The following is a 25404-nucleotide window of genomic DNA, read 5'->3' on the forward strand; positions in this document are numbered from 1 at the left end:
CATTAGGGAAGATCAATCGCCGAATTTTAGCGCAGCCGAGTTGATGCAATACCGCAGGCCGGTCGGGGCGGGGCCGTCTTCGAATACGTGGCCCAGATGTGCGCCGCAGTTCTTGCACTGCACTTCAATGCGCAGCATGCCGTGCGAACGGTCGGTTTTCTCGGCGATCACCTCGCCGTTGATGGGCTGGAAATAGCTCGGCCAGCCGCAACCGGCGTCGAACTTGGTCGACGATTCGAACAGCGGCGTGCCACAGCACACGCAGTTGTAGACGCCGCGTTCCCAGTGGTCCCAGTACTCGCCGGTGAAGGGGCGCTCGGTGGCGGCTTCGCGGGTGACGCGGTATTCGATGTCGGAGAGCTGGTCGCGCCATTCGGCGTTGGTTTTCTGGACAGTCATGGTGATGAGGCTCCTTGTTGGTCTCGTTGGCGGCTTCGTGGGCGGCCAACGTTGTTTTGTCGTGTTGCGGCGGTGATCCTGACAGGCGCGGATTAGAGCACGGCGTCAGTTCCTCTGCACCACGTGCACCGCATGTCGTATTACGACGAGCAGCTCACTTCCAGCGATGACGCCCAATCCGGTGCGGGCTGCGCGTAGTGCTCGAAGCCTGGGTGATCGTCAAACGGGCGGGCCAGCACGGCACGCAGGTTTTCGACCTCGGAGAAATCCTTCTCTTTGGCACGGCGGATGGCGATTTCGGCCAGGTGGTTGCGCAACACGTATTTCGGGTTGACGCGGTGCATGGCCGTCGCGCGCTCCGCATCCGATTGCGGCTCAGCCTGCAGGCGCTGGCGATACGCGGTCAGCCACACGTCGGCGGCGGCGCGGTCGAAGAAGAAGTCGCGCACCGTGCGCGCTTCTGCCGCGGCGGGTGTGTCGTTACGCCGCACATCGGCGAGGTGGCGGAAGAAGAGCGTGTAGTCCGTACGCTGGGTGTGCAGCAGCTTGAACAGATCGCCGAAGAGGGTTTCATCGGCATCCTGCGCGGTCGACAGGCCCAGCTTGGCGCGGTAGCGGGCGTGGAAGGCTGCGCCGTAGACGTCGCGGTAGGTGAGCAGCGTGTCTTGCGCGGCGTCGATGGCGGGCTGCGCTTGTGCTTCGTCGCTCAAGTCGACGAAAACGTCGGGATCTTCGCCAAACAGCGGCAGCAGGGCCTGCGCGAGGCAGAACAGATTCCAGTAGCCGATCTGCGGTTGCTGGGCGTAGGCGTAGCGACCGCCGGTGTCGGAGTGGTTGCAGATGTGGTTGGCGTTGAAGCCATCCAGGAAGCCGAACGGACCGTAGTCGAGCGTGAGGCCGAGGATCGACATGTTGTCGGTGTTCATGACGCCGTGGCAGAAGCCGACGGCCTGCCATTGCGCCATCAGCTCGGCGGTGCGGCGCGCGACTTCACGCAGCATCGCCAGGTAGGGCTGTGGTGCGGTGCGGCAGTCCGGGTAGAAGCGGTCGATGACGTAGTCGGCCAGGGCGCGCAATTCGGGCAGCTTCTCGTTGGCGCCAAAGTGCTCGAAGTGACCAAAGCGCACAAACGACGGCGCCAGGCGCGTGACGACGGCAGCAGTTTCGATCTCCTCGCGGCGCACCGGGGCATCGGTGCCGGTCACGCACAGCGCTCGCGTGGTGGGGATGCCGAGGCCTGCCATCGCTTCCGAGCACAGGAACTCGCGAATGGATGAGCGCAACACGGCGCGCCCGTCGCCCATGCGCGAATACGGCGTGCGGCCTGCGCCTTTGAGTTGGATTTCGCAGGGGCCGTCAGCGGTTTGCAACTCGGTCAGCAGCAGCGCGCGGCCGTCGCCCAGCTGACCGGCCCACACGCCGAACTGATGGCCCGAGTAGACGGTGGCGAGCGGATCGCTCCATGCGGCAATCGTGTTGCCCGTGAACACATCGAGGCCAGCAGGGGTATCGAGTTCTGCACGCGCAATGCCCAACGGTGTGGCCGCATCGGGTGAGAAGCCCACGAGATACGGCGTGCCCGCCGAGGACATCGGCATGGGGGGCAGGCGCGTCAGAAAACGTTCACCCAGTGCGGAGAATCCGGGCGCGGCGACGGGGCGGCTCGACCAGTCGAATGTGCTGATAAGGGAATCGTCAGGCAGGACAGCAGGGGAAGTCGGCATGGATCGGGCGATCGATTAGCACAGGAAACTGCGCAAAAACAGCGCTGAATCGTCAAGAGTTATGGATTCCGCGGTGCAGAAAAATGCGCTCTGCGTAGGGGAAAACGCCATGTTGAGACGCAGCAACGCTATCGCGTATTGTACTTGGCAGTAAAAAAAGCTGCAGCCTGCGAACCCTTGCACCACAACGGTTCGCAGGGTTTTTCAGATGGCCGGGTAAACATGGGGGCCGATGCGGCAGCGCACAACAACAACCCGTTGACGCGTTAGACGATCACGGGAACAATCGGCCAAAAAATAGAACGGTTGTTCAGTTTTTCTAGGAGACACCATGGCCCTGATGGGACAAATGATGAGCAACCCTTTGCTCATCTCGACCATCATCGAACATGCCGCGCGCAATTCCGGTTCGACTGAAGTCGTGTCGCGCCGTGTCGAGGGCGATATCCATCGCACCACGTACCGGCAAGTGCGGGATCGTCCCAAGCAACTGGCAAATGCGCTGGCCGCACTGGGTGTGCAGCCCGGCGAGCGCGTCGGTACGCTCGCCTGGAATGGCTATCGCCATCTTGAAATCTATTACGGCGTGTCCGGTTCGGGTTCGGTGTGCCACACCATCAACCCGCGGCTGTTTCCGGACCAGATCGCCTACATCGTCAACCACGCCGACGATCAGTACGTCTTCTTTGACCTGACCTTCGTGCCGCTCATCGAAGCCATTGCACCGCATTGCCCGAACGTGAAGGGCTGGGTGGCGATGACCGATCGCGCGCACATGCCCACCTCCAGCGTGCCGATGCTCTGTTACGAAGAGCTGCTGGATGCGCAGACTGCGGAGTACACCTGGCCACAGTTCGACGAGAACACGGCCTCCAGTCTTTGCTACACATCGGGAACGACGGGTAACCCGAAGGGTGCGCTGTATTCGCATCGCTCCACGGTGCTGCATTCGTACGCATCGGCGCTGCCGGATGCGCTGGGATGCTCGGCGCAGGACGTGATCCTGCCGGTGGTGCCGATGTTCCACGTCAATGCGTGGGGACTGCCGTATTCGGTGCCGCTGGTGGGTGCCAAGCTGGTTTTCCCGGGGCCGAAGCTGGACGGTGCTTCCATCTACGAACTGTTCGAGCAGGAGAAGGTGACCTTCTCTGCCGGTGTGCCGACCGTGTGGCTGGGGTTGCTGCAGCACGTGCAGGGCAACAACCTCAAGTTCTCGACGTTCCGACGTACCGTGATTGGCGGCTCGGCTGCGCCGCCGGCCATGATCCGCACGTTGAAATCGCTCGACGTGGAGGTCATCCACGCCTGGGGCATGACCGAGATGTCGCCGCTGGGCACAACCTGCAAGCTGATGGGCAAGCACACCGATCTGTCTGACGAAGCTAAGCAGCATGTGCTCGAACGCCAGGGGCGTGCCATCTATGGCGTCGACATGAAGATCGTCGATGCGGAAGGCCACGAGTTGCCGTGGGACGGGAAGGCGTTTGGCGACCTGTACGTGCGTGGGCCGTGGATCATCGACAGCTATTTCCGTGGCGATCATTCGCCGCTGGTGGACGGTTGGTTCCCCACGGGCGACGTTGCCAATATCGACGCCGACGGCTACATGCAGATCACCGATCGCAGCAAGGACGTGATCAAGTCCGGCGGCGAGTGGATTTCGTCCATCGACGTGGAGAACGTGGCCGCTGCGCACCCCGCCGTGCACATGGCAGCGTGCATTGCCTGCTACCACCCGAAGTGGGACGAGCGCCCGCTATTGGTGGTGATGAAGAAGCCGGGCACCGAACTCACGCGTGAGGAGATGCTCAAGTTCTTCGAGGGCAAGGTCGCCAAGTGGTGGATTCCGGATGACGTGGTGTTCGTCACCGAGATTCCGCTCACGGCCACCGGCAAGATGCAGAAGCTCAAGCTGCGCGAGCAGTTCAAGGACTATCAGTTCCCGGCTGCACAGGCCTAGCAGTCAGAACAGAAACCGCCGCCCGCGCACTGGCAACAAGCCGGGCGTGAGGACGGCGGACGTAAGACAACCGGATCAGGGCCAGCCGCCACGCACCTACCAGCAATAGGGGCGCGGCGGAATGAAGCCCGGGCGCGTTGCAACCTGGAGACGCAAGCAGCCGACGTGCCCATCAATGGCACGCGGGAGAGTGACTCGCCGGCGACTCCACCACCTGAAGGAGACACGCATGACGAAGTTCCGTCCGTTGATTGTGGCTGTGGCAAGTGTGGTGGCAATTGGTGGAGCGCTGGGGAGCGCCGCTGCATCCGCCGCTGAAACCGTCAAGATCGCCTGGATCGATCCGCTGTCTGGCCTCATGGGCGCACTGGGCCAGAACCAGTTGCGCAGCTGGCAGTACATCGCCGACATGGCCACGCAGAAGAACTGGGCTGGCGACGGCACCAAGTTCGAGGTGGTGGGGTTCGACAACAAGCTCTCGCCGCAGGAGAGCCTGACCGTGCTCAAGCAGGTGGCCGACCAGGGCATCCATTACATCGTGCAGGGCAACGGCTCGAGCGTTGGCATGGCGCTGGAAGATGCCGTGGCCAAGTACAACGAGCGTAATCCGGGCAAGGAAATCATCTACCTGAACTACGCGGCGGTCGATCCTGACATGACCAACAGCAAGTGCAACTACTGGCACTTCCGTCTGGACGCCAACTCCGACATGAAGATGGAAGCCCTGACCAGCTACCTGGCCAAGGACCCGAAGGTGAAGAAGGTCTACCTGATCAACCAGAACTATTCGTTCGGTCACCAGGTGGCGCGCGCGGCCAAGGAATACCTCAAGCGCAAGCGTCCGGACATCGAGATCGTGGGGGAAGACCTGCACCCGCTGGCGCAGGTGAAGGATTTCTCACCGTACGTCTCGAAGATCAAGTCGTCGGGCGCGGACACCGTCATCACCGGCAACTGGGGTAGCGATCTGGCTCTGCTGATCAAGGCAGGTAAGGATGCGGGCCTGAACGCCAACTTTTATACGTACTACGGTGCCACGACCGGTGTGCCGACCGCCATGGGCGCAGCCGGTGCCGACCACGTGAAATTTGTCGGTTACTGGAACGTCAACAACGACGGCTACAAGGGCGCAGACATCGTCGATGGCTTCAAGAAGAAGTACAACGACGACTTCTACCTGATGGCCTCGTACACCGGCATTGCCATGCTGGCCAAGGCCATCAAGCAGACCAAGTCAGCCGAGCCCGCCAAGGTTGCCAAAGCTTTTGAAGGCATGAAGGTCGACAGCCTGAACGGCACCTTCGAGATGCGCGCGTCTGACCACCAAGGTCAGCAGCCGCTCTACATCGCCACTTGGGAAAAGACCAACGGCAAGAACGTCAAGTACGACCAGGAAAACACCGGCTACGGTTGGAAGACCGACGCCGTGCTCGACCAGTACGTAGCGTCGCAGCCGACCTCCTGCCAAATGAAACGGCCGCAGTAAAACGGTAGATGGTGCGCCGAAGGGCCGCCCGATGCTATCGTGCGGCGATGTTTTAAACGGAGAAAGGCGTGGACCAGTGCCGCATTTTCGCGGAATGGTCCATGCCTTGCCGAGAGGGCTGTAGCGTGGAATTTCTAGTCATCAATCTCTTGAACGGCATCAGCTACGGGCTGCTGCTGTTCATGTTGTCTTCGGGCCTGACGCTGATCTTCAGCATGATGGGCGTTCTCAACTTTGCGCATGCCAGCTTCTACATGCTGGGGGCGTATTTCGCCTACGTTGTCAGCGGGTACCTGGGCTTCTGGACCGCGCTGATCGTGGCACCGCTGCTGGTGGGTGCATTGGGCGCGGTGGTCGAGCGTTTCGGCCTGCGTACTGTGCACCGCTACGGCCACGTTGCCGAGCTGCTGTTCACCTTCGGCCTGGCGTATCTCATTGAAGAAGGTGTGAAGCTGGTGTGGGGATTGCCCGCTGTGCCGTACCGCGTGCCGGAGGTGCTGGACGGCCCGCTGTTCACGCTGTTCACGTCGTCTTTCCCCAAGTACCGCGCCTTCATGATGCTGGTGTCGCTGCTGATGCTGGTGGGCATTTTCCTGCTGCTCACGCGCACGCGCATCGGCCTTGTCATTCAAGCCGCGCTCACGCATCCGGACATGGTGGAGGCGCTCGGCCACAACGTGCCGCGTGTGTTCATGCTGGTGTTTGGCGGCGGCTGTGCGCTGGCTGGGCTGGCTGGTGTGATCGGTGGCAACGCCTTCGTGACCGAGCCGTCGATGGCCGCAGCAGTGGGCTCCATCGTCTTCGTGGTGGCGGTGGTGGGCGGCATGGGATCGCTGGTCGGCGCCTTCATCGCATCGCTGCTGATCGGATGCATTCAGACCTTTGCCGTCACGCTGGATATTTCGGTGACGAGCGTGCTGCAGGCGATCGGTGTCACGCTCAATCCGGACGTACCGCTCATCTCGGTCTGGAACCTGACGATTGCGCAAGTCGCGCCGGTGCTGCCGTACCTGCTGCTGGTGCTGATGCTGATCTTCCGCCCGCGTGGGCTCATGGGTACGCGGGAGAGCTAAATGGAACGCACTATGCACCAACAAGCGCAACAACAAGGGGCGTTGCCCGCCAATGATCGTGCGCGCGCGATGAAGTTCAAGCCCGTCAACCTCGCCCGCTGGCTGATCTGGAGCACCACTGCGCTGGTGATGATTGTCCTGCCGCTGATCTGGCCGCAGGGTTTTGCCATCACGCTGCTCTCGCAGATGGGCATCATGATCATCTTCGCGCTGTCGTACAACATGCTGCTGGGGCAGTCCGGCATGCTGTCGTTCGGGCACGCGGTGTACGCTGGGCTGGGTGCTTTCATGGCAGTGCACCTGCTCAACAAGATTGGCGCCATGCAGACGCTAGGGGTTGCCGGGCCGCTGGCGGTGGCGCTACTCCCCATTGTCGGTGGCCTGGGCGGTGCGCTGTTCGGCGTGATCTTCGGCTACGTGACCACCAAGAAGGCCGGCACCACGTTTGCGATGATCACGATGGGTATCGGCGAGATGGTCTTTGCCAGCGCGCTTATGTTCCCGGACTTCTTCGGCGGCGAGGGCGGGGTGTCGACCAACCGCAGCATCGGTGATGCGCTTGCCGGCATTACCTTCGGGCCAGCGCGCCAGGTGTACTACCTGATCGCCGCGTGGTGCCTGATCTCGATGGCGCTGATGTACGCGTGGACGCAGACGCCGCTGGGCCGTATCGCCAACGCCGTGCGAGACAACCCCGAGCGTGTGGAGTTCATCGGCTACAACACGCAGCGCGTGCGCTTTCTGGTGGTGATCCTGTCTGCGTTCTTCGCGGGCATTGCTGGGGCGCTGTCGTGCATCAATTTTGAGATCGTGACGGCGGAGAACGTATCGGCCGTGCGCTCGGGGGCGGTGCTGTTGGCCGCGTTTATCGGTGGTATGGGCAGCTTTTTCGGTCCGATCATCGGTGCAGTGCTCACGGTGTTCTTTACCGTGGCGCTGTCGGGGATTACCAAGGCGTGGCTGCTGTATCTGGGCTTGTTCTTCGTGCTGATGGTCATGTATGCACCCGGTGGTATTGCCAGCCTGCTGGTGATGCATCTGCCGATTGCACGACGCGGCAAATTGAAGACGCTGCTGCCGGCCTACAGCGTGGCATTCGTGCCAGCGGTCATCCTGCTGGTGGCTCTGATTTCTACCGTCGAGATGATCTACGCCGTGCAGGACGAGGGCTCGGGCGGCGTGGTAACGCTGTTCGGCATGTCTGTCGAACCAACCACCTGGATGCCGTGGGTTGTGACCGCCGTGCTGTGGCTGGTGGGAGCCTTCGGCCTGCGTGCCGCAGTAAGCAAGCTGCGCACCGCCTGGGACAACGCCTTGCAGGAGCCGCAACCATGAGCCAACCGATTCCAGCACTCGAACTGCGCGACGTCCGCAAGCGTTTCGGCCAGACCGAGATCATCCGAGGCGTTAACCTCACAATCGGCAAAGGCGAGCGCCACGCGCTCATCGGCCCGAATGGTGCCGGCAAGTCGACCACCTTCAACCTGATCTCGGGCCGCTTCCCCGCCAGCTCGGGCAGCATGCGCCTGAATGGGGAAGAGATCAGCGGCCTTGCTCCGTTCGAGATCAACCGCAAGGGCCTGTCGCGCAGCTTCCAGATCACCAACATCTTTCATCGGCTGACGGTGTTCGAGAACCTGCGCTGCGCAGTGCTCTGGTCGCTCGGCTATAAGTATTCGTTCTGGCACAAGCTGGCGGAATTGCGCGATGCACGTGAACGCGCCGAGGAAGTGCTGGAGCAGATCGGCATGACGCACCGGCGCGATGCGGCTGCGGGCATGCTGACGTATGCCGAGCAGCGCGCGCTGGAGATCGGTATCACCATCGCCGGTGGAGCCGATGTGATCTTGCTGGACGAACCGACTGCCGGGATGAGCCGATCAGAATCCGACCATGCGGTCGACCTGATCCGCAAAGTGACGGTCGGCAAGACGCTGGTGATGGTCGAGCACGACATGAGCGTGGTGTTCGGCCTGGCCGATCGCATCTCGGTGCTGGTCTACGGTGAGGTGATTGCCACCGACACGCCCGAGGCCATTCGCAACAACCGCCGCGTGAAGGAGGCCTACCTCGGCACCACGCTGGATACCAACGAAACTGAGTCTGCAGGAGCGCATTGATGGCAACGAATACTCCAATGCTGGAGGTGCGCGACCTGCACGCGTACTACGGCAAGAGCCACATCCTGCACGGCGTCGACATGCACGTGGGCGAGGGCGAGATCGTCGCCCTGCTCGGGCGCAACGGGGTGGGGCGCTCGACCCTGGCGAAATCCATCATGGGGATGGTCAAGCACGAAGGCGAGATCCTGCTGCGCGGCAAGAACGTGAGCGGTCTGCGCACCTTCGAGGTGGCGCATCAAGGCATCGGTTACGTGCCGGAGAACCGCGACATCTTCCCGACGCTGACCGTGCGGCAGAACCTGCTGCTGGGCGAAAAGCGCAACCCGAGTCAACCGAAGCCGCGTTGGCAGCTGGAAGACATGTACCGCATGTTCCCCCGACTGCAGGAACGGGAAAACACGCCGGCAGGTGTGCTCTCCGGCGGCGAGCAGCAAATGCTGACGCTGTGCCGCACACTCATGGGCGATCCGGATTTCATCATCATCGATGAGCCGACTGAAGGGCTTGCACCGCTGATCGTGACGCTGGTGGGCGAGTACCTGAAAACGCTCAAGGAGCGGGGGATTTCGGTGCTGCTGGTAGAGCAGAAGCTGGCGATTGCCCTCGACATTTCACAGCGGGTGTATGTGATGGGGCATGGGCAGATTGTGTTTGAGGGAACGCCCCAACAGTTGAAGGCAGATGCGAAGGTCCGGCAGGAGTGGCTGGAGGTTTAAACCTCGTTCTCTGCGCCAAGCTTAAAGAGTGGCCCGCATGGATGACCGTGCGGGCTTTTTCTTTTGTCGAGCGGCAACCACCAGTTGACAAATCTCTCCTTGAAGTCGGTGCGAACGGTCATTACCACTTCGAGTGGGCCATGCGTTCGACATGGCTTTGTTCATCCGATCACATTCAATGGAGACATCATGCGTAGCAGCGTTCTTCGACAGCGGCTGTGCCGTGTAGCCGCGATTGCCCTGATCTCACTGACCGCTCCAGCGCTACATGCCGATGACGCAAGAGACAGCGGATGGGTAGCCACTTGGACAGCCAGCGCCGACCGCAACAACTACGCCACGACACCGCAGAGTTTTCCTGCCGCAACGACAATTCGGCAGATCGTCCATAGCAGTGTCGGCGGCGACCAACTGCGTATTCTGCTGACGAATGAATTTGGGACGGCGCCGGTGTCGGTCGGGGCGGTTCACGTGGCGCTATCCGCCGGTGGTGCAAAAATCTTTCCGAATACCGACCGGCCCGTGACATTCAGTGGAAAAACGAGTGCCACACTGGCTGCGGGCGCACCGCTGATCAGCGACCCGATCGACCTCCCGATCACGCCGTTGGCGGACGTTGCGATCAGCTTGTTCTTGCCCAATGCCACGAAGCTGGAGACGATCCATCAGCTTGGCAACCAGACGGCCTATATATCGAGCGGGGACAACACCGCCGCCCAGGATCAGCCATCATCGTCGACCCATACCAGCCGGTTCTATCTCTCGGGCCTGTTGGTCAAGGCGCGCAACAATCCACGCACCGTCGTCGCATTTGGTGATTCCATTACAGATGGCGCCTACTCCACGATCGACGCAAATCATCGTTGGCCAGACTATTTGTCTCGGCGGCTCAACAGTCATGGTCCATGGGGCGCGTTTGCCGTGCTCAACCAGGGCATTGCCGGAAATCGCATCCTTTCGGATCTGGCTGGCGTGAGTGCGCTTGCCCGGTTTGATCGCGACGTGTTGAGCCAGTCGGGCGTTCAGTGGGTGGTTCTGCTGGAGGGCGTCAACGATATTGGCTACCCCGGCACATCGCTGGAGCCCACGGCCCCCCTGGTGCCCGCATCAGACATCATCAACGGCTACCGGCAGCTGATTGCGCGTAGCCATCTGCGAGGCATCAAGGTCATGGGGGGCACTATCACGCCGTTCAAGGACGCCGCGTATAAGGGCTACTGGTCACCGCAAAAGGAATCCATCCGCCAAACCGTGAACCAATGGATCCGGATCAGCGGCGCCTTTGATGCCGTTGTTGATTTTGACGCGGCAGTGCGTGATCCGGCCAATCCTGCGGCGCTTCTGGCAGCGTACGACAGCGGGGATCACCTCCACCCCAATGACGCAGGCTACGCGGCGATGGCTAACGCCATCAATCTCTCGGTCCTGCGTGCGGTCGGGCCGTGATCACCGCCTAGTTGGCAGCCACCCCCGAGGCGGGAGCGCCAGCCTTGGGAGGCGCCGCATTGTGCTCGAGATGCTCGGTACTGAATTGCATGTCGGCATAACGCACAAACCGCGTCTTGAACTTCCAGCGGTAAGCCAGCCAGATCGCCACAAACACGACCACACCGCAATATGTCGCGACGAAGGCGCCAAAGTTATCGATCGGCGCGAGCAACGCCTTGGTGTTCTGCCCAAGAATGATCACCACACACACGATCGCAACCATGATCGGCCCGAACGGGAAGAACGGCGACCGGTATGCCAGTTGCTGGACTGAATGCCCTTGGCTGATGAACCCCTTGCGGAACCGATAGTGCGCTAGCGCAATGCCAAACCAGGCAATGAAGCACGTTACTGCAGACGTGTTCAGCAGCCACAGGTAGACCACCTGATCACCAAACAGCGAACTGAAGAAGCACAGCGCGCCCACCGCTGAGGTGGCGACCAGGGCGCGGTGCGGCACGCCGTTGCCTGACACCTTGGCAAACCAGCGCGGCGCCTGACCCTCAAGCGACAGGTCATACAGAATCCGCGTCGACACATACAGGCTCGACGTGCCTGACGACAACAGCGCGGTCAGTACCACCGCGTTCATCATTCCGGCAGCGAAAGCGAGTCCGGCATGCTGGAAGACGAGTGTGAATGGGCTCACGCCGATGTCTGTCGCTTCGTTGCGCAGCAAGTTCGGATCGGTATATGGCAGCACCACACCGATAACCAGGATCGCCAGCACGTAGAACAGAAGGATGCGCCAAAACGTCTGGCGAATGGCGCGAGGGATGGTCAGGGAGGGGTTCTCCGCCTCGCCGGCGGCCACACCGATGGTCTCGACGCCCTGGAACGAGAACCCGGCGATCATCGCCACGCCCACCATGGCTGGTACACCGCCCACGAATGGCGCGTCGCCCACGGTGAAGTTCTGCCAACCCGATTGCGGACCGCCGTGCATGATGCCGAAGATCATTGCCAATCCGATCAGCAGGAACACCACGATGGTTACGATCTTGATCATCGAGAACCAGTATTCCGCCTCACCGAAACCACGCACGGAGAAGGCGTTGATCCCGAACATAAGCAGCAGGAACGCGGCACTCCACACCATGCCGGGCACTTCCGGAAACCAGTACTTCATCACCAGTTGGGCAGCCGCGAGTTCAACGGCAACCGTTACGGCCAATGAGAACCAGTAGTTCCACCCCAGCGCAAAGCCGAAGCCTTCCTCTACATACAACCGGCTGTACGTCACGAACGAGCCCGACACCGGCAAATGCACGGCCAGCTCGCCCAGGCTCGTCATCAGGCAATAGACCATCACGCCGATCAACGTGTAGGTGAGCAGCGCGCCGCCGGGGCCCGCCGTCGCAATCGATGCACCGGAGGCCACGAACAGCCCCGTACCGATGGCGCCGCTCAGGGCGATCATCATGATGTGCCGCGAGCGCAGGCGTCGGCGCAGTTCGGATTGGGCTTCGAGGCCGGTGGGGGTAATGGGTGTGTGCATAGCGGGTGGCGCCAAAGTGGAGCGCGCAAATCAAAACGCCCGCCGAATGCAATGCAAACGGCAGGCGAGGCAAATGTTATTGCTGGGTGCGGGCGGCGACGGTCGGCAGTTCCGGGCCAGGGTCTTGCCCGGCCAGCGGATCACGCACCACGGGCGGGCGCGGAAAGTGCATGTCCTGGTAGCGGACGATGCCGCCACCGCGTACCAGCCGGTAGCCGATCCAGATCAAGAAGAAAACCGGAATACCAATGTACGTGGCAATGACCGCGGGCCAGTCGATCGTGCCGCTAGTGAACGCCTGATAGTTCTGACCCAGCGTGATGACCAGACACAGCCCAAACGCGAACAGCGGGCCGTATGGGAAGAACTTCGAGCGATACGGCAACTGCGCCGGATCATGCCCCTGCGCTACCAGCCCCTTGCGAAAGCGATAGTGGCTGATGGCAATGCCCAGCCACGCCACGAAGCCCGTCATGCCCGAGGTATTCAGCAGCCACAGATAGACCGTTTTGTCGCCGTACAGCGAGCTGAGGAAGCACAGCGCGCCCACGGCAGTCGTCGCCAGCAGCGCATTGCGTGGCACGCCATTCTTGGTGAGCTGGGCAAAGATGCGCGGCGCACGGCCCTCGGTCGCCAGGTTGTAGAGCATGCGCGTGGACGCATACATGCCCGAGTTGCCCGCTGACAGCACGGCGGTCAGGATCACCGCGTTCATCAGCCCGGCTGCAAACGCCAGACCGGCATGTTTGAACACCAGCGTGAACGGACTCACGCCAATGTTGGTGACTTCCGTTGAGAGCAGATTCGGATCGGTGTACGGCACCAGCACACCGATGATGAAGATCGCCAGCACGTAGAACAACAGGATGCGCCAGAACACCTGCTTGACCGCGCGCGGAATCGTCCGTGCAGGATCGGCCGACTCACCCGCTGCCACGCCGATCAGCTCCGTCCCCTGGAACGAGAACCCCGCAATCATCGCTACGCCGATCATCGCCGGTAGCCCGCCCACGAACGGCGCATCGCCCAGCGTCAGGTTCTGCAGGCCCGACTGCGGGCCGCCCTTCATGATCCCGAAGATCATCGCCAGACCGATGCCGATGAAGAAGATGACCGTGATCACCTTAATGAGCGCAAACCAGTATTCCGCCTCGCCAAAGCCACGTACCGAAATGGCGTTGAGCAGGAACATGATGAGCAGGAACACCGCGCTCCACAGCACACCCGGCACATCTGGAAACCAGTAGTGCATGACGAGTTGCGCGGCCGCCAGCTCCACGGCAATCGTCACCGCCCAGTTGTACCAGTAGTTCCAGCCCAGCGCGAAGCCAAAGCCCTCATCGACATAGAGCGCGCCGTAGGTGGCGAAAGAGCCTGAGACCGGCATGTAGGCTGCAAGCTCGCCCAGGCTGGTCATCAGGAAGTAGACCATGGCCCCGATCAGGATGTAGGCGGCGAGTGCCCCTCCGGGGCCCGCCTGCGAGACCGATGCACCCGAGGCCACGAACAGCCCGGTACCGATCGATCCGCCAATGGCGATCATGGTGAGATGGCGCGCGCGCAATGTGCGGCGCAAGCCCGGCGTCTCTGTGGACGGGGTAGCGTGTTCTGACATGGATGCAGAGTGGGCGATTCCGCTCGGATCACGAATGGAATCGACGAAATGTGACGAGACGTCCCCGCGCCTGATGGGCACCCGGCGGACGAAATGCGCGACTCTATCAAAACCGTCATGTGCCGGGCAAAAAATCGATGCTGCAGCACACGCGTTTGAACCTGCCGCAGCCCGCTGCATTGCCCGCCGGACGGCGCCGTGCAGCGCAAAAATAAAAATTGAACGACCGTGCTATTTTGTGTATTCTGTGTCGAGTCGCGGCCTTACCGCGCGTTAAAAAAACGATACTTGAGAGACAGTTCAACCGCGAGGCACGGCGCGCAGTTCTGGCGTCATTCGAGCCGGCCCTCGCATCACCAAAGGAACCAGCATGACAGCGGAGTACAAGGTCCAGGACGGCGTTGCCGTCATTACGCTCAGCAACCCGCCGGTCAACGGTCTCGGCCATTCCACGCGCCTGGGTATTGTCGAGGGCATGGTCAAGGCCAGTGATGACCCCAACGTCAAGGCGGTCGTGATCACCGGGGCTGGCAAGGCCTTCTCCGGCGGTGCAGACATCCGCGAGTTCAATACGCCCAAGGCAACGCAAGAGCCGACGCTGCACGCCGTCATCAAGGCGGTCGAGTCGAGCAGCAAGCCGGTCGTGGCCGCCATTCACTCGGTGGCGATGGGCGGCGGCCTGGAACTGGCGTTGGGCTGCCATTACCGTGTGGCCGCACCGGGCGCGCAGATCGCGCTGCCGGAAGTGAAGCTGGGCATTCTGCCGGGCGCCGGCGGCACGCAGCGTCTGCCACGCGCGATCGGCTTGGAGCCAGCGCTGAACATGATCGTCTCGGGCACCGCCATTCCGTCGGAAAAACTGGCCAAAAGCGGCCTGTTCGACCAGATGGTCGAGGGTGACCTGATGGCTGGCGCCATCGACTTTGCGCTGAAGGCCGCTGCCGAAGGCAAGCTGCCGAAGGTGCGTGATCGCAAGATCGAGCATGACAACCCCGAAGGCTTCCTGCAATTCGCTCGCAACACCGTGGCCGCTGTTGCCAAGAACTTTCCGGCACCGGGCAAGTGCGTGGACGCCGTGCAGGCCGCTGTGCAGAAGCGCTTTGACGATGGCATCAAGTTCGAGCGCGAGCTGTTTATCGAACTGGTGAATACGCCGGAATCGCGTGCACTGCGCCATGCCTTCTTCGGTGAGCGTGCTGCCAGCAAGATCCCCGATGTGCCGGAAGACACGCCGGTGCGCAAGGTGGAGAAGGTGGCCGTGATTGGCGCCGGCACCATGGGCGGCGGCATCTCTATGAACTTCCTGAACGCGGGCATTCCGGTCACCATGCTGGAAACCAAGCAGGAAGCGCTGGACCGCGGCGTTGCCACCATTCGCAAGAACTACGAGAACAGCGCCAAGAAGGGCAAGCTGACGCAGGAGAAGGTCGAGCAGCGCATGGCTCTGCTGACCCCGACGCTCTCGTACGACGATATCAAGGACGCCGACCTCGTCATCGAGGCCGTGTTTGAAGAAATGGGCGTCAAGGAAGTCGTGTTCAAGAAGCTGGACGAAGTCGTCAAGCAGGGCGCGATCCTGGCTTCGAACACTTCTACGCTGGACGTCGACAAGATCGCCAGCTTCACCAAGCGCCCGCAGGACGTGGTCGGCATGCACTTCTTCAGCCCGGCCAACGTGATGAAGCTGCTGGAAGTCGTGCGCGGCAAGGAAACCGCCAAGGACGTGCTGGCCACCGTCATGAAGCTGGCCAAGGCCATCAAGAAGACTGCAGTCGTCTCCGGCGTGTGCGACGGCTTTATCGGCAACCGCATGATCGAGCAATACAGCCGCCAGGCCGGCTACCTGCTGGACGAAGGCGCGCTGCCGGAGCAAGTCGACAAGGCCATCGAGAAGTTCGGCTTTGCGATGGGTCCGTTCCGCATGGGCGACCTGGCCGGTAACGACATCGGCTGGGCCATCCGCAAGCGCCGTGCCGTGGACAAGCCGGACATCGTGTACTCGAAGACGGCTGACCTGCTGTGCGAGATGGGCCGCTTCGGCCAGAAGACCGGCGGCGGCTGGTACGACTACAAGGCGGGCGACCGCAAGCCGTATCCGAACCAGCAAGTCAACGACATGATCGTCCAGCACTCGAAGGATCTGGGCATCACGCGCCGCAAGATTTCCGATGAGGAAATCGTCGAGCGCCTGGTATTTGCGCTGGTCAATGAAGGCGCGAAGATCCTGGAAGAGGGCATCGCCTCCAAGGCGTCCGACATCGACATGGTCTACCTGACCGGCTACGGCTTCCCGCTGTTCCGTGGTGGCCCGATGCTCTACGCAGACACCGTCGGCCTGTACAACGTCGCCCAGACCATGCACCGCTACAGCAAGGGCTACCACGGTGAAGCGTGGAAGGTTGCGCCGCTGCTGCAGAAGCTGGCCGATGAGGGCAAGGGCTTCAATGGGTAAATGAGCGGCTAATCAACCGACAAACGCGACTGAGCCGCCATGCAACGCATGCCCACCGATTGCCTGCTGGTCATCGACGTGCAGAACGATTTTCTGCCCGGCGGTGCGCTGGCCGTGCCGAACGGCGACCAGGTCATCCCGGTCGTCAATCGGCTCGCCAAGGCATTCGGGCGCGTGGTGCTGACGCAGGACTGGCACCCGCGCGAGCATGTGTCGTTTGCCGCCAACCACGCCGGCACGCAGCCGTTCGGCACGATTGATCTGCCATATGGGCCGCAGGTGTTGTGGCCGGTGCACTGCGTGCAGCACAGCACTGGCGCCGCGCTGGCCGACGGGCTGGACGTGCCGCATGCGCAGTTGATCGTCCGCAAGGGCTATCACCCGCACATCGACAGCTACTCTGCCTTCTTTGAAGCGGATCGCAAGACACCGACCGGCCTACTGGGCTATCTGCGCGAGTTGGGTATCGCGCGCGTGTTCTGCGTCGGGCTGGCTACAGACTTTTGCGTAGCGTGGTCGGCACTGGATGCGCGTGCGGCGGGGCTGGAAGTCGCAGTCATCGAAGATGCCTGCCGCGCGATTGACCTGAACGGGTCGCTTGCGCAAGCGTGGCAGCACATGACGGATGCGGGCGTCGCGCGGTTGCAGTCGCACGAGGTTCTGAACGGATAACGGAATACAACGGGCGCGCAACAGAAGCCGCGCCCGCCACCAGATACGAGGAGCAACACCATGACCGAAGCAGTCATCGTTTCCACCGCACGTACCGGCCTGGCCAAGAGCTGGAAGGGCGCCTTCAACATGACGCACGGCGCCACGCTGGGCGGCCACGCGGTCGAGCACGCCATCGCGCGCGCCAAGATCGAGCCGGGCGAAGTCGAAGACGTGCTGATGGGCTGCGCCAACCCCGAAGGCGCGACCGGCGCCAACATCGCCCGCCAGATCGCGCTGCGTGCCGGCTGCCCGGTGACGGTGCCGGGTGCGACCGTCAACCGTTTCTGCTCATCGGGCCTGCAGACCATCGCCATGGCCGCGCAGCGCGTGATTGCCGATGAAGGCGACATCTTCGTGGCTGGTGGCGTGGAATCCATCTCGTGCGTGCAGCAAGAGATGAACCGCCACATGATGACCGAAGGCTGGCTGAACAAGCACAAGCCCGAAATCTACTGGAGCATGCTGCAGACCGCCGAGAACGTCGCCAAGCGCTACAACATCGGTAAGGACCGCCAGGACGAGTACGGCGTGCAAAGTCAGCAGCGCGCCGCCGCCGCTGCCGCTGCCGGCAAGTTCAACGACGAAATCGTGCCGATGACCACGGTGATGGGCGTGGCCGATGCCAAGACCGGCCAGCTCATGACGCGCGAAGTCACCATCTCGGCTGACGAGGGTATCCGCGCCGACACAACGCTCGAAGGCGTGTCGAAGATCCGCACCGCCATGCCCGGCGGCGTGGTGACTGCAGGTAACGCCAGCCAGTTCTCCGACGGCGCATCCGCTGCCGTGGTGATGAACGGCAAGGTGGCAGCCGCCAAGGGGCTGCAGCCGCTGGGTGTGTTCCGCGGTTTTGCGGTGGCCGGTTGCGAGCCGGACGAAATGGGCATCGGCCCCGTGTTTGCGGTGCCCAAGCTGCTCAAGAAGGCCGGCCTGAAGGTCGAAGACATCGGCCTGTGGGAGCTCAACGAAGCGTTTGCCGTGCAGGTGCTGTACTGCGCAGACAAGCTGGGCATCCCGATGGACCGCCTGAACGTCAACGGCGGCGCCATCGCCGTGGGCCACCCGTACGGCGTATCGGGCGCACGCTTGGTCGGCCACGCCCTGATCGAAGGTAAGCGCCGCGGCGTCAAGTATGTGGTCGTCACCATGTGCATCGGCGGCGGCCAAGGCGCTGCCGGCCTGTTCGAGGTGCTCTAACGAAGCAGGCTCCCGCTCAAAACGGGAGCCTGTTTTGTTTCCGCCAGGCTGGCTTCCGTGTCAGCCCATGTACCTAGACGGTTTGGCAGTTGCCGTTCCTGCCCTAGATGGCGCCTTGAATTTTCGTAAGCGGGCGGAAAAAAGAAGGACCGCTGTCTGAGCGCAGCGAGTTTCGGTCCTTCTCCGCCCGGTTACGGAAATTCAAGGGGAAGTCGCCATCTCGGGCGCGCCTTTCTTTGCTTACTTTCTTTGGCAAGACAAAGAAAGTGAGTCGGCCCCGGCAGGGGACGAAACACAAGATGCACCACCAACATCATGTCCTCGAAACTGCTATCCCGCCGCGACCTGAGCTTCCTGCTCTACGAATGGCTCAACGTCGAGTCACTCACAAGCATTCCCCGTTACGCCGACCACTCCCGCGAAACCTTCGACGCAGCGCTCGATACCTGCGAGCGCATCGCGACCGATCTTTTCGCCCCGCATAACAAGAAGAACGACCAGGAAGAGCCGCACTTTGACGGCACCACGGTCCACATCATCCCCGAGGTGAAGACTGCGCTGGACGCCTTCAACAAGGCGGGCCTGATGGCCGCCGGGCAAGACTTCGAACGCGGCGGCATGCAACTGCCGACCGTGGTCGAGAAAGCCGGCTTCGGCTTCTTCAAGGCCGCCAACGTCGGCACCAGCTCGTACCCATTCCTCACCATCGGCAACGCGAACCTGCTGCTCGCGCACGGTACGCCTGCGCAGATCGAGACGTTCGTGCAGCCCGAGATGGAAGGCCGTTTCTACGGCACGATGTGCCTGTCGGAGCCGCAGGCCGGGTCGTCGCTGTCGGACATCGTGACGCGTGCCGAGTACGAAGGCGAATCACCGCTGGGCGCGCAATACCGCCTGACCGGCAACAAGATGTGGATCTCCGCTGGCGAGCACGAGCTGTCAGACAACATCGTCCACCTTGTCCTGGCGAAAATTCCTGGGCCAGACGGCAAGCTGATCCCGGGCGTGAAGGGCATCTCGCTCTTCATCGTGCCCAAGTTCCTCGTCAACGCCGATGGCTCGCTGGGCGAGCGCAACGACGTGGTGCTGGCCGGCCTGAACCACAAGATGGGCTATCGGGGCACGACCAACTGCCTGCTCAATTTTGGCGAGGGCACGCAGTTCCGACCGAAGGGTGCAGACGGCCAGCCGCGTGCGGGTGCCATCGGCTACCTGGTTGGCGAGCCGCATAAAGGCCTGGCGTGCATGTTCCACATGATGAACGAGGCGCGCATCGGCGTCGGCATGGGTGCGACGATGCTCGGCTACACCGGTTATCTGCACGCGCTGGACTACGCGCGCAATCGCCCGCAGGGCCGCCCGATTGGGCCATCGGGCAAGGACGCCGCCTCGCCGCAAATCCGCATCATTGACCACGCCGACGTGCGCCGCATGCTGCTGGCACAGAAGGCCTATGTGGAAGGCGCGCTCGGCCTGAACCTGTATTGCGCCAAGCTCGTCGACGAGGAGCGTGGCGAAACGGATGAGGCCAAGCACGCCAAGCTCGGCCTGCTGCTCGACATCCTTACACCCATCGCCAAGAGCTGGCCATCGCAGTGGTGCCTGGAGGCCAACAGCCTGGCGATCCAGGTACATGGCGGCTACGGCTACACGCGCGAATACAACGTCGAACAGTTCTACCGCGACAACCGCCTGAACCCGATCCACGAAGGCACGCACGGCATCCAGGGCCTGGACCTGCTTGGCCGCAAGGTGGTGATGCAGGACGGCGCGGCATTCAAGGCGCTGGGCGAGCGCGTGCAGGGCACCGTTGGCCGGGCGCTTGAGACGGATGACGAAACGCTGGTGGGCCAAGGTCGCGCACTCGGCATGGCCACGCAGAAGCTCGCCAAGGTCACGCAAGCGCTGTGGGCCGCTGGCGACCCGCGTGTGACGCTGGCCAATGCGTCGGTCTATCTGGAAGCCTTCGGTCACGTTGTCGTGGCATGGCTCTGGCTGGAACAGGCCCTGACCGCAGCCAAGGCACTGCCCGATGCAACGGGTGAAGACGCCGACTTTTACCGCGGCAAGCTGCAGGCGGCGCGGTATTTCTTCCAGTGGGAGTTGCCGAAGATCGACCCACAGATTGCGCTGCTGGGCTCGCTCGACACGACCACGCTGGACATGCAGGACGCTTGGTTCTAACTAAGACAACCACACAGGAGACACCATGGGTACGCTCAAGCATCTGTTCGATCTTTCCGGCAAGACGGCACTGATCACTGGCGGCTCGCGTGGGCTTGGCCTGCAGATTGCCGAAGCACTGGGCGAGCAGGGAGCACGCATCGTGCTGTCGGCGCGCAAGGCCGATGAGCTGAAGGAGGCGCAGGCGCATCTGAAGTCGCTCGGTATCGAGGCGGATTGGATTGCCGCCGACGGTGCCGTCGAAGCCGACATCCAGCGCCTGGCAGACGAGGCGCTGGCCAAGCTGGGGCACATCGACATTCTCGTCAACAATGCGGGCGCCACGTGGGGCTCGCCAGCGGAAGATCACCCCGTCGAAGCCTGGGACAAGGTGATGAACCTAAACATTCGCGGCCTGTTCCTGCTCACGCAGCAGATCGGTAAGCGATCGATGATCCCGCGCAAGTACGGCAAGATCGTCAACGTGGCATCGATTGCCGGCCTGAAGGGCAATCCGCCAGGCTCGCTCGATACGATCGCCTACAACACCAGCAAGGGCGCCGTGGTCAACTTCACGCGTGCGCTGGCCGGCGAATGGGGCGAGCACAACATCACCGTCAACGCCATCGCCCCGGGCTTCTTCCCCTCGAAGATGACGCGCGGCTCGCTGGAAAAGCTGGGTGTCGACAAGCTGACCGAGAAGTCGCCGCTGCATCGCATTGGCGACGACGAAGACCTCAAGGGCGTGGCCGCGCTGTTCGCATCGGATGCTTCGAAGCACATCACCGGGCAGATCCTCGCCGTCGATGGTGGCGTGAGCGTGGTCTAATTTCGGCTGCTTCCCACTCTTTTGAACGCAGCATGAGCGCAGACAACAACGGTTTTCCGATCGACATTCCCTTCCTGAAACTCATCGACATGCGCTGCCTGAAGGCGGCGGATGGCGAGGGCATCGTCGAGCTGACGCTGGAAGATCGCCACATGAACAGCTGGGAGATGGCCCACGGCGGCGTGACCATGACGATGCTGGACGTGGCCATGGCGATGGCCGGCCGCTCGGCTGACGTGCATGGCCGCGGCGTGGTGACGATCGAGATGAAGACGGCGTTCATGCAGCCCGGGCGCGGCACGCTCAAGGCCAGTGCGCGCTGCGTGCATCAGTCCACCACCATGGCCTTCTGCGAGGGTGAGGTGACTGACGACACTGGCAAGCTGGTCGCGCGTGGCTCGGGCACGTTCAAGTTCGTCAAGCGCATGCCGCCGCCGCGCACGCCTGAGCCTGGCGCGGACGGCTGATCACAAAGATTGCAGTTGCAGTACCCAGTTGCACATCCCAGGCCCGGGGGCCTGGACAACAAGAAAAGCAATCACGGAGACAACCATGCAACAACCCGCACGGCGGACGGCGTCTGCCCTTGCCATTACTCTGCTTTGCTGCACCGGATTGATCATGACCCTGGAAGGATGCGCCTCGAATTCTGCGCCGGCCGCAGCGCCGGCTGCTGACGCCCAAACGACCGTACAGGCGCCGTCCGCACCGAAGCCCCCCATGCAGAAGCCGCTCACCGCAGACGAATCCGACCCGAACAAGATGGGCTGGATGCAGGGCTTCCCGCCACCGCCTGATCGCATCATCCGTTTCGATATGGCAGGCAACATGTTCCCGCGTACGCGTTACGGTTTCAGCCACGTGCGTGAGTTCGTGCCCACGCGCGCGGTCTGGCACGGTGACGGCCCGGTCAGCAAGCTGCCGCGCGCCGAACGCGATATCAGCGGCGTGCTGTTCACCGACCCCGAGGGCGTGCGCCGCACTTTTGCTGAGGCACTGAAGCTGACGTATACCGATGGCATCCTCGTCATGCACAAGGGCAAGGTGGTGTATGAGCGTTACTTTGGCGCGCTCGATGCACACACCCAGCACATTGCCATGTCGGTTACGAAATCGTTTGTGGGCACGCTGGCCGCCATGCTGGTGGCCGATGGCAAGCTCGATCCGGCCGCGCCCGTCACGCAATACGTGCCGGAGTTGAAGAACAGTGCCTATGGCGATGCCACCGTGCGCCAGGTCATGGACATGACTATCGGGGTGCACTATTCCGAAAACTACGCCGACCCGAACGCCGATGTCTGGGCCTACGCCCGTGCTGGCGGCATGCTGCCGCGCCCGGCCGGCTACAAAGGACCGGACAACTTCTACGATTATCTCGTCACGCTGAAGAAGGAAGGCGAGCATGACGCGGCGTTTTCGTACAAGACCGTCAACGCAGAAGTTCTGGCCTGGATCGTCCGTCGCGCGTCCAACAAATCATTGGCGGCGCTGCTGTCCGAGCGTATCTGGCAACCGATGGGGGCAGAGAACGACGCGTACTTTGGGGTGGACAGTATCGGCACCGAATCCGGTGGCGGTGGCCTGAACACCACGCTGCGTGATCTGGCCCGCTTTGGCGAGATGATCCGCAACGACGGCCGCTTCAATGGCCGCCAGATTCTGCCCAAGAGCGTGATCGACGACATCCGCCGCGGTGGTGACCCTGCCAAGTTTGCCAAGGCCGGCTACGCCACACTGCCGGGCTGGTCGTACCGCGATATGTGGTGGATCTCGAACAATGCCCACCACGCTTTCGAGGCGCGCGGCATCCATGGTCAAGCCATCTATATTGATCCGGTGGCGCAGATGACGATCGTGCGCTATGCCTCGCACCCCATCGCCGCCAATGGCGCCAATGATCCGATCACGCTGCCAGCCTTTGGCGCGCTGGCGGATTTCCTGATGCACCAGAAGTGATCCATTTGCACACCTAGGAGTGTTTTTTATGTCGAAGACTTATCAGCGCATCGTTCTGGCGTCCCGTCCGCAGGGTGCAGTGACGCTGGACAACTTCCGCCTAGAGACGGCTGATATTCCCGAGCTGCAGGACGGCCAAGTGTTGGTGCGCAACCATTTCCTGTCGCTGGATCCGTACATGCGCGGTCGCATGAACGACAGCAAGTCTTATGCGCAACCGCAGCCGCTGGATGAAGTGATGATCGGCGGCACGGTGGGCGTGGTGGAAGCGTCCAAGAACCCGTCGTTTGCCGTGGGTGACAACGTGGTTGGCATGTTCGGCTGGCAGGAAGTGGGCGTGTCGGATGGGCGCGGCATCCAGAAGGTGGATACGCGCCACATTCCGCTGTCGGCGTACCTGGGCTCGGTGGGCATGCCTGGCGTGACCGCGTGGTACGGCCTGAACAAGATCATGCTCCCGAAGCCGGGCCAGACCGTGGTGGTGAGCGCCGCTTCGGGCGCGGTGGGCAGCGTGGTCGGCCAGCTCGCCAAGCTCAAGGGCTGCCGTGCCGTGGGCTTTGCCGGCGGCAAGGACAAGTGTGACTACGTGGTCAACGAGTTGGGCTTTGATGCCTGCATCGACTACAAGGCCGCCAAGGACCCGAAGGAGCTCTACCAGATGCTCAAGGCCGCTACGCCTGACGGCATCGACTCGTATTTCGAGAACGTTGGTGGCGCCATTCTGGATGCCGTGCTGCTGCGCATGAACGCCTTCGGCCGCATCGCCATGTGCGGCATGATCGCCGGCTACGACGGCCAGCCGCTGCCGCTACAGAACCCGCAACTGATCCTGGTGTCGCGCCTGACCATCGAGGGCTTTATCGTCTCCGAGCATATGGACGTGTGGCCGGAAGCGCTGCGCGAGCTGGGCGGCTTCGTGGCGCAGGGCAAGCTGAAGTTTCGCGAGAGCGTGTCGCAAGGGCTGGCAAGTGCGCCGGAAGCCTTCATGGGCCTGCTCAAGGGTAAGAACTTCGGCAAGCAACTGGTGAAGCTGGTCTGATGTTTTGACCTGACGTTTCGACGTCAATGCGCGGACTGTCAATCGTTTGACAGTCCGCTGGGTGAGGGCCACAACAGAATGGCTCCACCTACAACGACTGCGTGAAGGAGACACCATGAACGCACCCGACACCGCACACGCCAAGCGGCCCGAAGACATGGCCAGCAACCTTAGCCCTGAGGCCGCTGCCCGTTACCGCAACCTGCCGCGGCCGCCGCAGTTCGCCACCGTGGCCGAAGAGCGTTTGCATCGCAAGCAGCGTCTGGCTGCTGCGTTTCGCCTGTTCTCCAAATTTGGTTTCGACGAAGGCGTGGCCGGGCACATCACCGCACGCGACCCGGAGCACCAGGACAGTTTCTGGGTGAATCCGTTCGGCGTGCATTTCAGCCAGGTGACGGTGTCGAACCTGATCCGCTGCGATCACCACGGCAACGTGGTCGAGGGCGACTACCCGGTCAACGCAGCGGCTTTCGCGATTCACTCGCGCGTGCATGGAGCACGGCCTGATGCCGTAGCCGCAGCGCACTCGCATAGCACGTACGGGCGCGCATGGTCGACGCTCGGACGCAAGCTCGATCCGCTCACGCAAGACGTGTGCGCCTTCTATGGCGATCATGCCGTGTACGACGATTTCGGTGGTGTGGTGGTCGAACTGGACGAAGGCCAACGCATTGCCGAGGCACTCGGCGACAACAAGGCCGCCATCCTGCAGAACCACGGCCTGCTGACCGTCGGCAAGACGGTCGACGAGGCCGCCTGGTGGTTCATCACCATGGAGCGTTCCTGCCAGGTGCAGTTGCTGGCCGAGGCCGCAGCCGCGCGCACCGGCGAGGCACCGCGCACGATTTCCGATGCCGCTGCGCGACAGGCGTATTCCATCGTCGGCTCGGCGCAGGCAGGGTGGTTCCAGTTCCAGCCGCTATACGCCCGCATCGTCAAGGAACAACCCGATCTGCTCGATTGATCGGTTCT

20 protein-coding genes are annotated in these 25404 nt (G+C 62.3%); 16 read left to right on the plus strand and 4 right to left on the minus strand.

The annotated features are described in order from the left end of the window. Positions 1-12 precede the first annotated feature (12 nt). Together msrB and R2N11_RS14520 are read right to left on the minus strand one after the other, a co-directional pair. A complete protein-coding gene (gene msrB, locus R2N11_RS14515; protein WP_021194541.1) occupies positions 13-399 on the minus strand; it encodes a peptide-methionine (R)-S-oxide reductase MsrB in 387 nt (128 codons plus the stop codon). 140 nt (positions 400-539) lie between these two features. Then, a complete protein-coding gene (locus tag R2N11_RS14520) occupies positions 540-2123 on the minus strand; it encodes a protein adenylyltransferase SelO (protein WP_316681512.1) in 1584 nt (527 codons plus the stop codon). 331 nt (positions 2124-2454) lie between these two features. Between R2N11_RS14520 and R2N11_RS14525 the strand changes: the two genes are divergently transcribed. The 7 genes from R2N11_RS14525 (at position 2455) to R2N11_RS14555 (ending at position 10927) form a co-directional block, all read left to right on the plus strand. Next, positions 2455-4083 (plus strand): 3-(methylthio)propionyl-CoA ligase, encoded by a 1629-nt coding sequence (locus R2N11_RS14525; RefSeq protein ID WP_316681513.1) that lies wholly within the window; start codon positions 2455-2457, stop codon positions 4081-4083. 229 nt (positions 4084-4312) lie between these two features. Beyond that, complete coding sequence (locus tag R2N11_RS14530) at positions 4313-5569, plus strand: branched-chain amino acid ABC transporter substrate-binding protein (RefSeq protein WP_199031242.1); 1257 nt, start codon at positions 4313-4315, stop codon at positions 5567-5569. 125 nt (positions 5570-5694) lie between these two features. Beyond that, positions 5695-6642 carry a branched-chain amino acid ABC transporter permease gene (locus R2N11_RS14535; RefSeq protein WP_316681514.1) on the plus strand — a complete coding sequence of 316 codons (948 nt, stop codon included), beginning with the start codon at positions 5695-5697 and terminating at the stop codon, positions 6640-6642. Continuing rightward, a complete protein-coding gene (locus tag R2N11_RS14540; RefSeq protein ID WP_316681515.1) occupies positions 6643-7977 on the plus strand; it encodes a branched-chain amino acid ABC transporter permease in 1335 nt (444 codons plus the stop codon). Further along, the gene (locus tag R2N11_RS14545) at positions 7974-8762 is read left to right on the plus strand and encodes an ABC transporter ATP-binding protein (RefSeq protein WP_199031239.1); all 789 of its coding nucleotides are present in this window, start codon (positions 7974-7976) and stop codon (positions 8760-8762) included. Before R2N11_RS14540 ends, R2N11_RS14545 begins: the two co-directional genes overlap by 4 nt. Next, positions 8762-9481 carry an ABC transporter ATP-binding protein gene (locus R2N11_RS14550; RefSeq protein ID WP_199031238.1) on the plus strand — a complete coding sequence of 240 codons (720 nt, stop codon included), beginning with the start codon at positions 8762-8764 and terminating at the stop codon, positions 9479-9481. The genes R2N11_RS14545 and R2N11_RS14550 overlap by 1 nt, the downstream gene beginning before the upstream one ends. Before the next feature lie 189 nt (positions 9482-9670). Further along, the gene (locus R2N11_RS14555; RefSeq protein WP_316681516.1) at positions 9671-10927 is read left to right on the plus strand and encodes an SGNH/GDSL hydrolase family protein; all 1257 of its coding nucleotides are present in this window, start codon (positions 9671-9673) and stop codon (positions 10925-10927) included. A gap of 7 nt (positions 10928-10934) precedes the next feature. Here R2N11_RS14555 and R2N11_RS14560 read toward each other — a convergent pair whose 3' ends face one another. Beyond that, complete coding sequence (locus R2N11_RS14560; RefSeq protein WP_316681517.1) at positions 10935-12467, minus strand: amino acid permease; 1533 nt, start codon at positions 12465-12467, stop codon at positions 10935-10937. Positions 12468-12543: 76 nt separating this feature from the next. Continuing rightward, positions 12544-14082: an amino acid permease gene (locus R2N11_RS14565; RefSeq protein WP_316681518.1), complete on the minus strand. Its 1539-nt coding sequence runs from the start codon at positions 14080-14082 to the stop codon at positions 12544-12546. Positions 14083-14452: 370 nt separating this feature from the next. Between R2N11_RS14565 and R2N11_RS14570 the strand changes: the two genes are divergently transcribed. From R2N11_RS14570 to R2N11_RS14610, 9 genes are all read left to right on the plus strand, one after another. Beyond that, on the plus strand, positions 14453-16534 hold the full coding sequence (locus tag R2N11_RS14570) for a 3-hydroxyacyl-CoA dehydrogenase NAD-binding domain-containing protein (protein WP_199028316.1): 2082 nt from the start codon (positions 14453-14455) through the stop codon (positions 16532-16534). A 39-nt stretch (positions 16535-16573) separates the two neighbouring features. Continuing rightward, positions 16574-17206, plus strand: a complete 633-nt coding sequence (gene pncA, locus R2N11_RS14575; protein ID WP_316681519.1) for a bifunctional nicotinamidase/pyrazinamidase — start codon at positions 16574-16576, stop codon at positions 17204-17206. A 60-nt stretch (positions 17207-17266) separates the two neighbouring features. Then, positions 17267-18445 (plus strand): acetyl-CoA C-acyltransferase, encoded by a 1179-nt coding sequence (locus R2N11_RS14580; RefSeq protein WP_199028312.1) that lies wholly within the window; start codon positions 17267-17269, stop codon positions 18443-18445. Positions 18446-18760: 315 nt separating this feature from the next. Continuing rightward, a complete protein-coding gene (locus tag R2N11_RS14585; RefSeq protein WP_316681520.1) occupies positions 18761-20629 on the plus strand; it encodes an acyl-CoA dehydrogenase in 1869 nt (622 codons plus the stop codon). 25 nt (positions 20630-20654) lie between these two features. Continuing rightward, complete coding sequence (locus tag R2N11_RS14590; RefSeq protein WP_199028309.1) at positions 20655-21437, plus strand: SDR family oxidoreductase; 783 nt, start codon at positions 20655-20657, stop codon at positions 21435-21437. Between the two features lie 32 nt (positions 21438-21469). Further along, the gene (locus R2N11_RS14595) at positions 21470-21904 is read left to right on the plus strand and encodes a PaaI family thioesterase (protein WP_199028307.1); all 435 of its coding nucleotides are present in this window, start codon (positions 21470-21472) and stop codon (positions 21902-21904) included. Positions 21905-21989: 85 nt separating this feature from the next. Next, positions 21990-23393: a serine hydrolase domain-containing protein gene (locus R2N11_RS14600; RefSeq protein ID WP_316681521.1), complete on the plus strand. Its 1404-nt coding sequence runs from the start codon at positions 21990-21992 to the stop codon at positions 23391-23393. Between the two features lie 28 nt (positions 23394-23421). Next, complete coding sequence (locus R2N11_RS14605; protein WP_199028303.1) at positions 23422-24432, plus strand: NADP-dependent oxidoreductase; 1011 nt, start codon at positions 23422-23424, stop codon at positions 24430-24432. A gap of 115 nt (positions 24433-24547) precedes the next feature. Continuing rightward, positions 24548-25396: a class II aldolase/adducin family protein gene (locus tag R2N11_RS14610; RefSeq protein WP_199028301.1), complete on the plus strand. Its 849-nt coding sequence runs from the start codon at positions 24548-24550 to the stop codon at positions 25394-25396. The last annotated feature ends 8 nt before the right edge of the window (positions 25397-25404 follow it).

Origin of the sequence: Ralstonia flaminis, assembly GCF_958415495.1 — a bacterium.
Classification (GTDB): domain Bacteria; phylum Pseudomonadota; class Gammaproteobacteria; order Burkholderiales; family Burkholderiaceae; genus Ralstonia; species Ralstonia flaminis.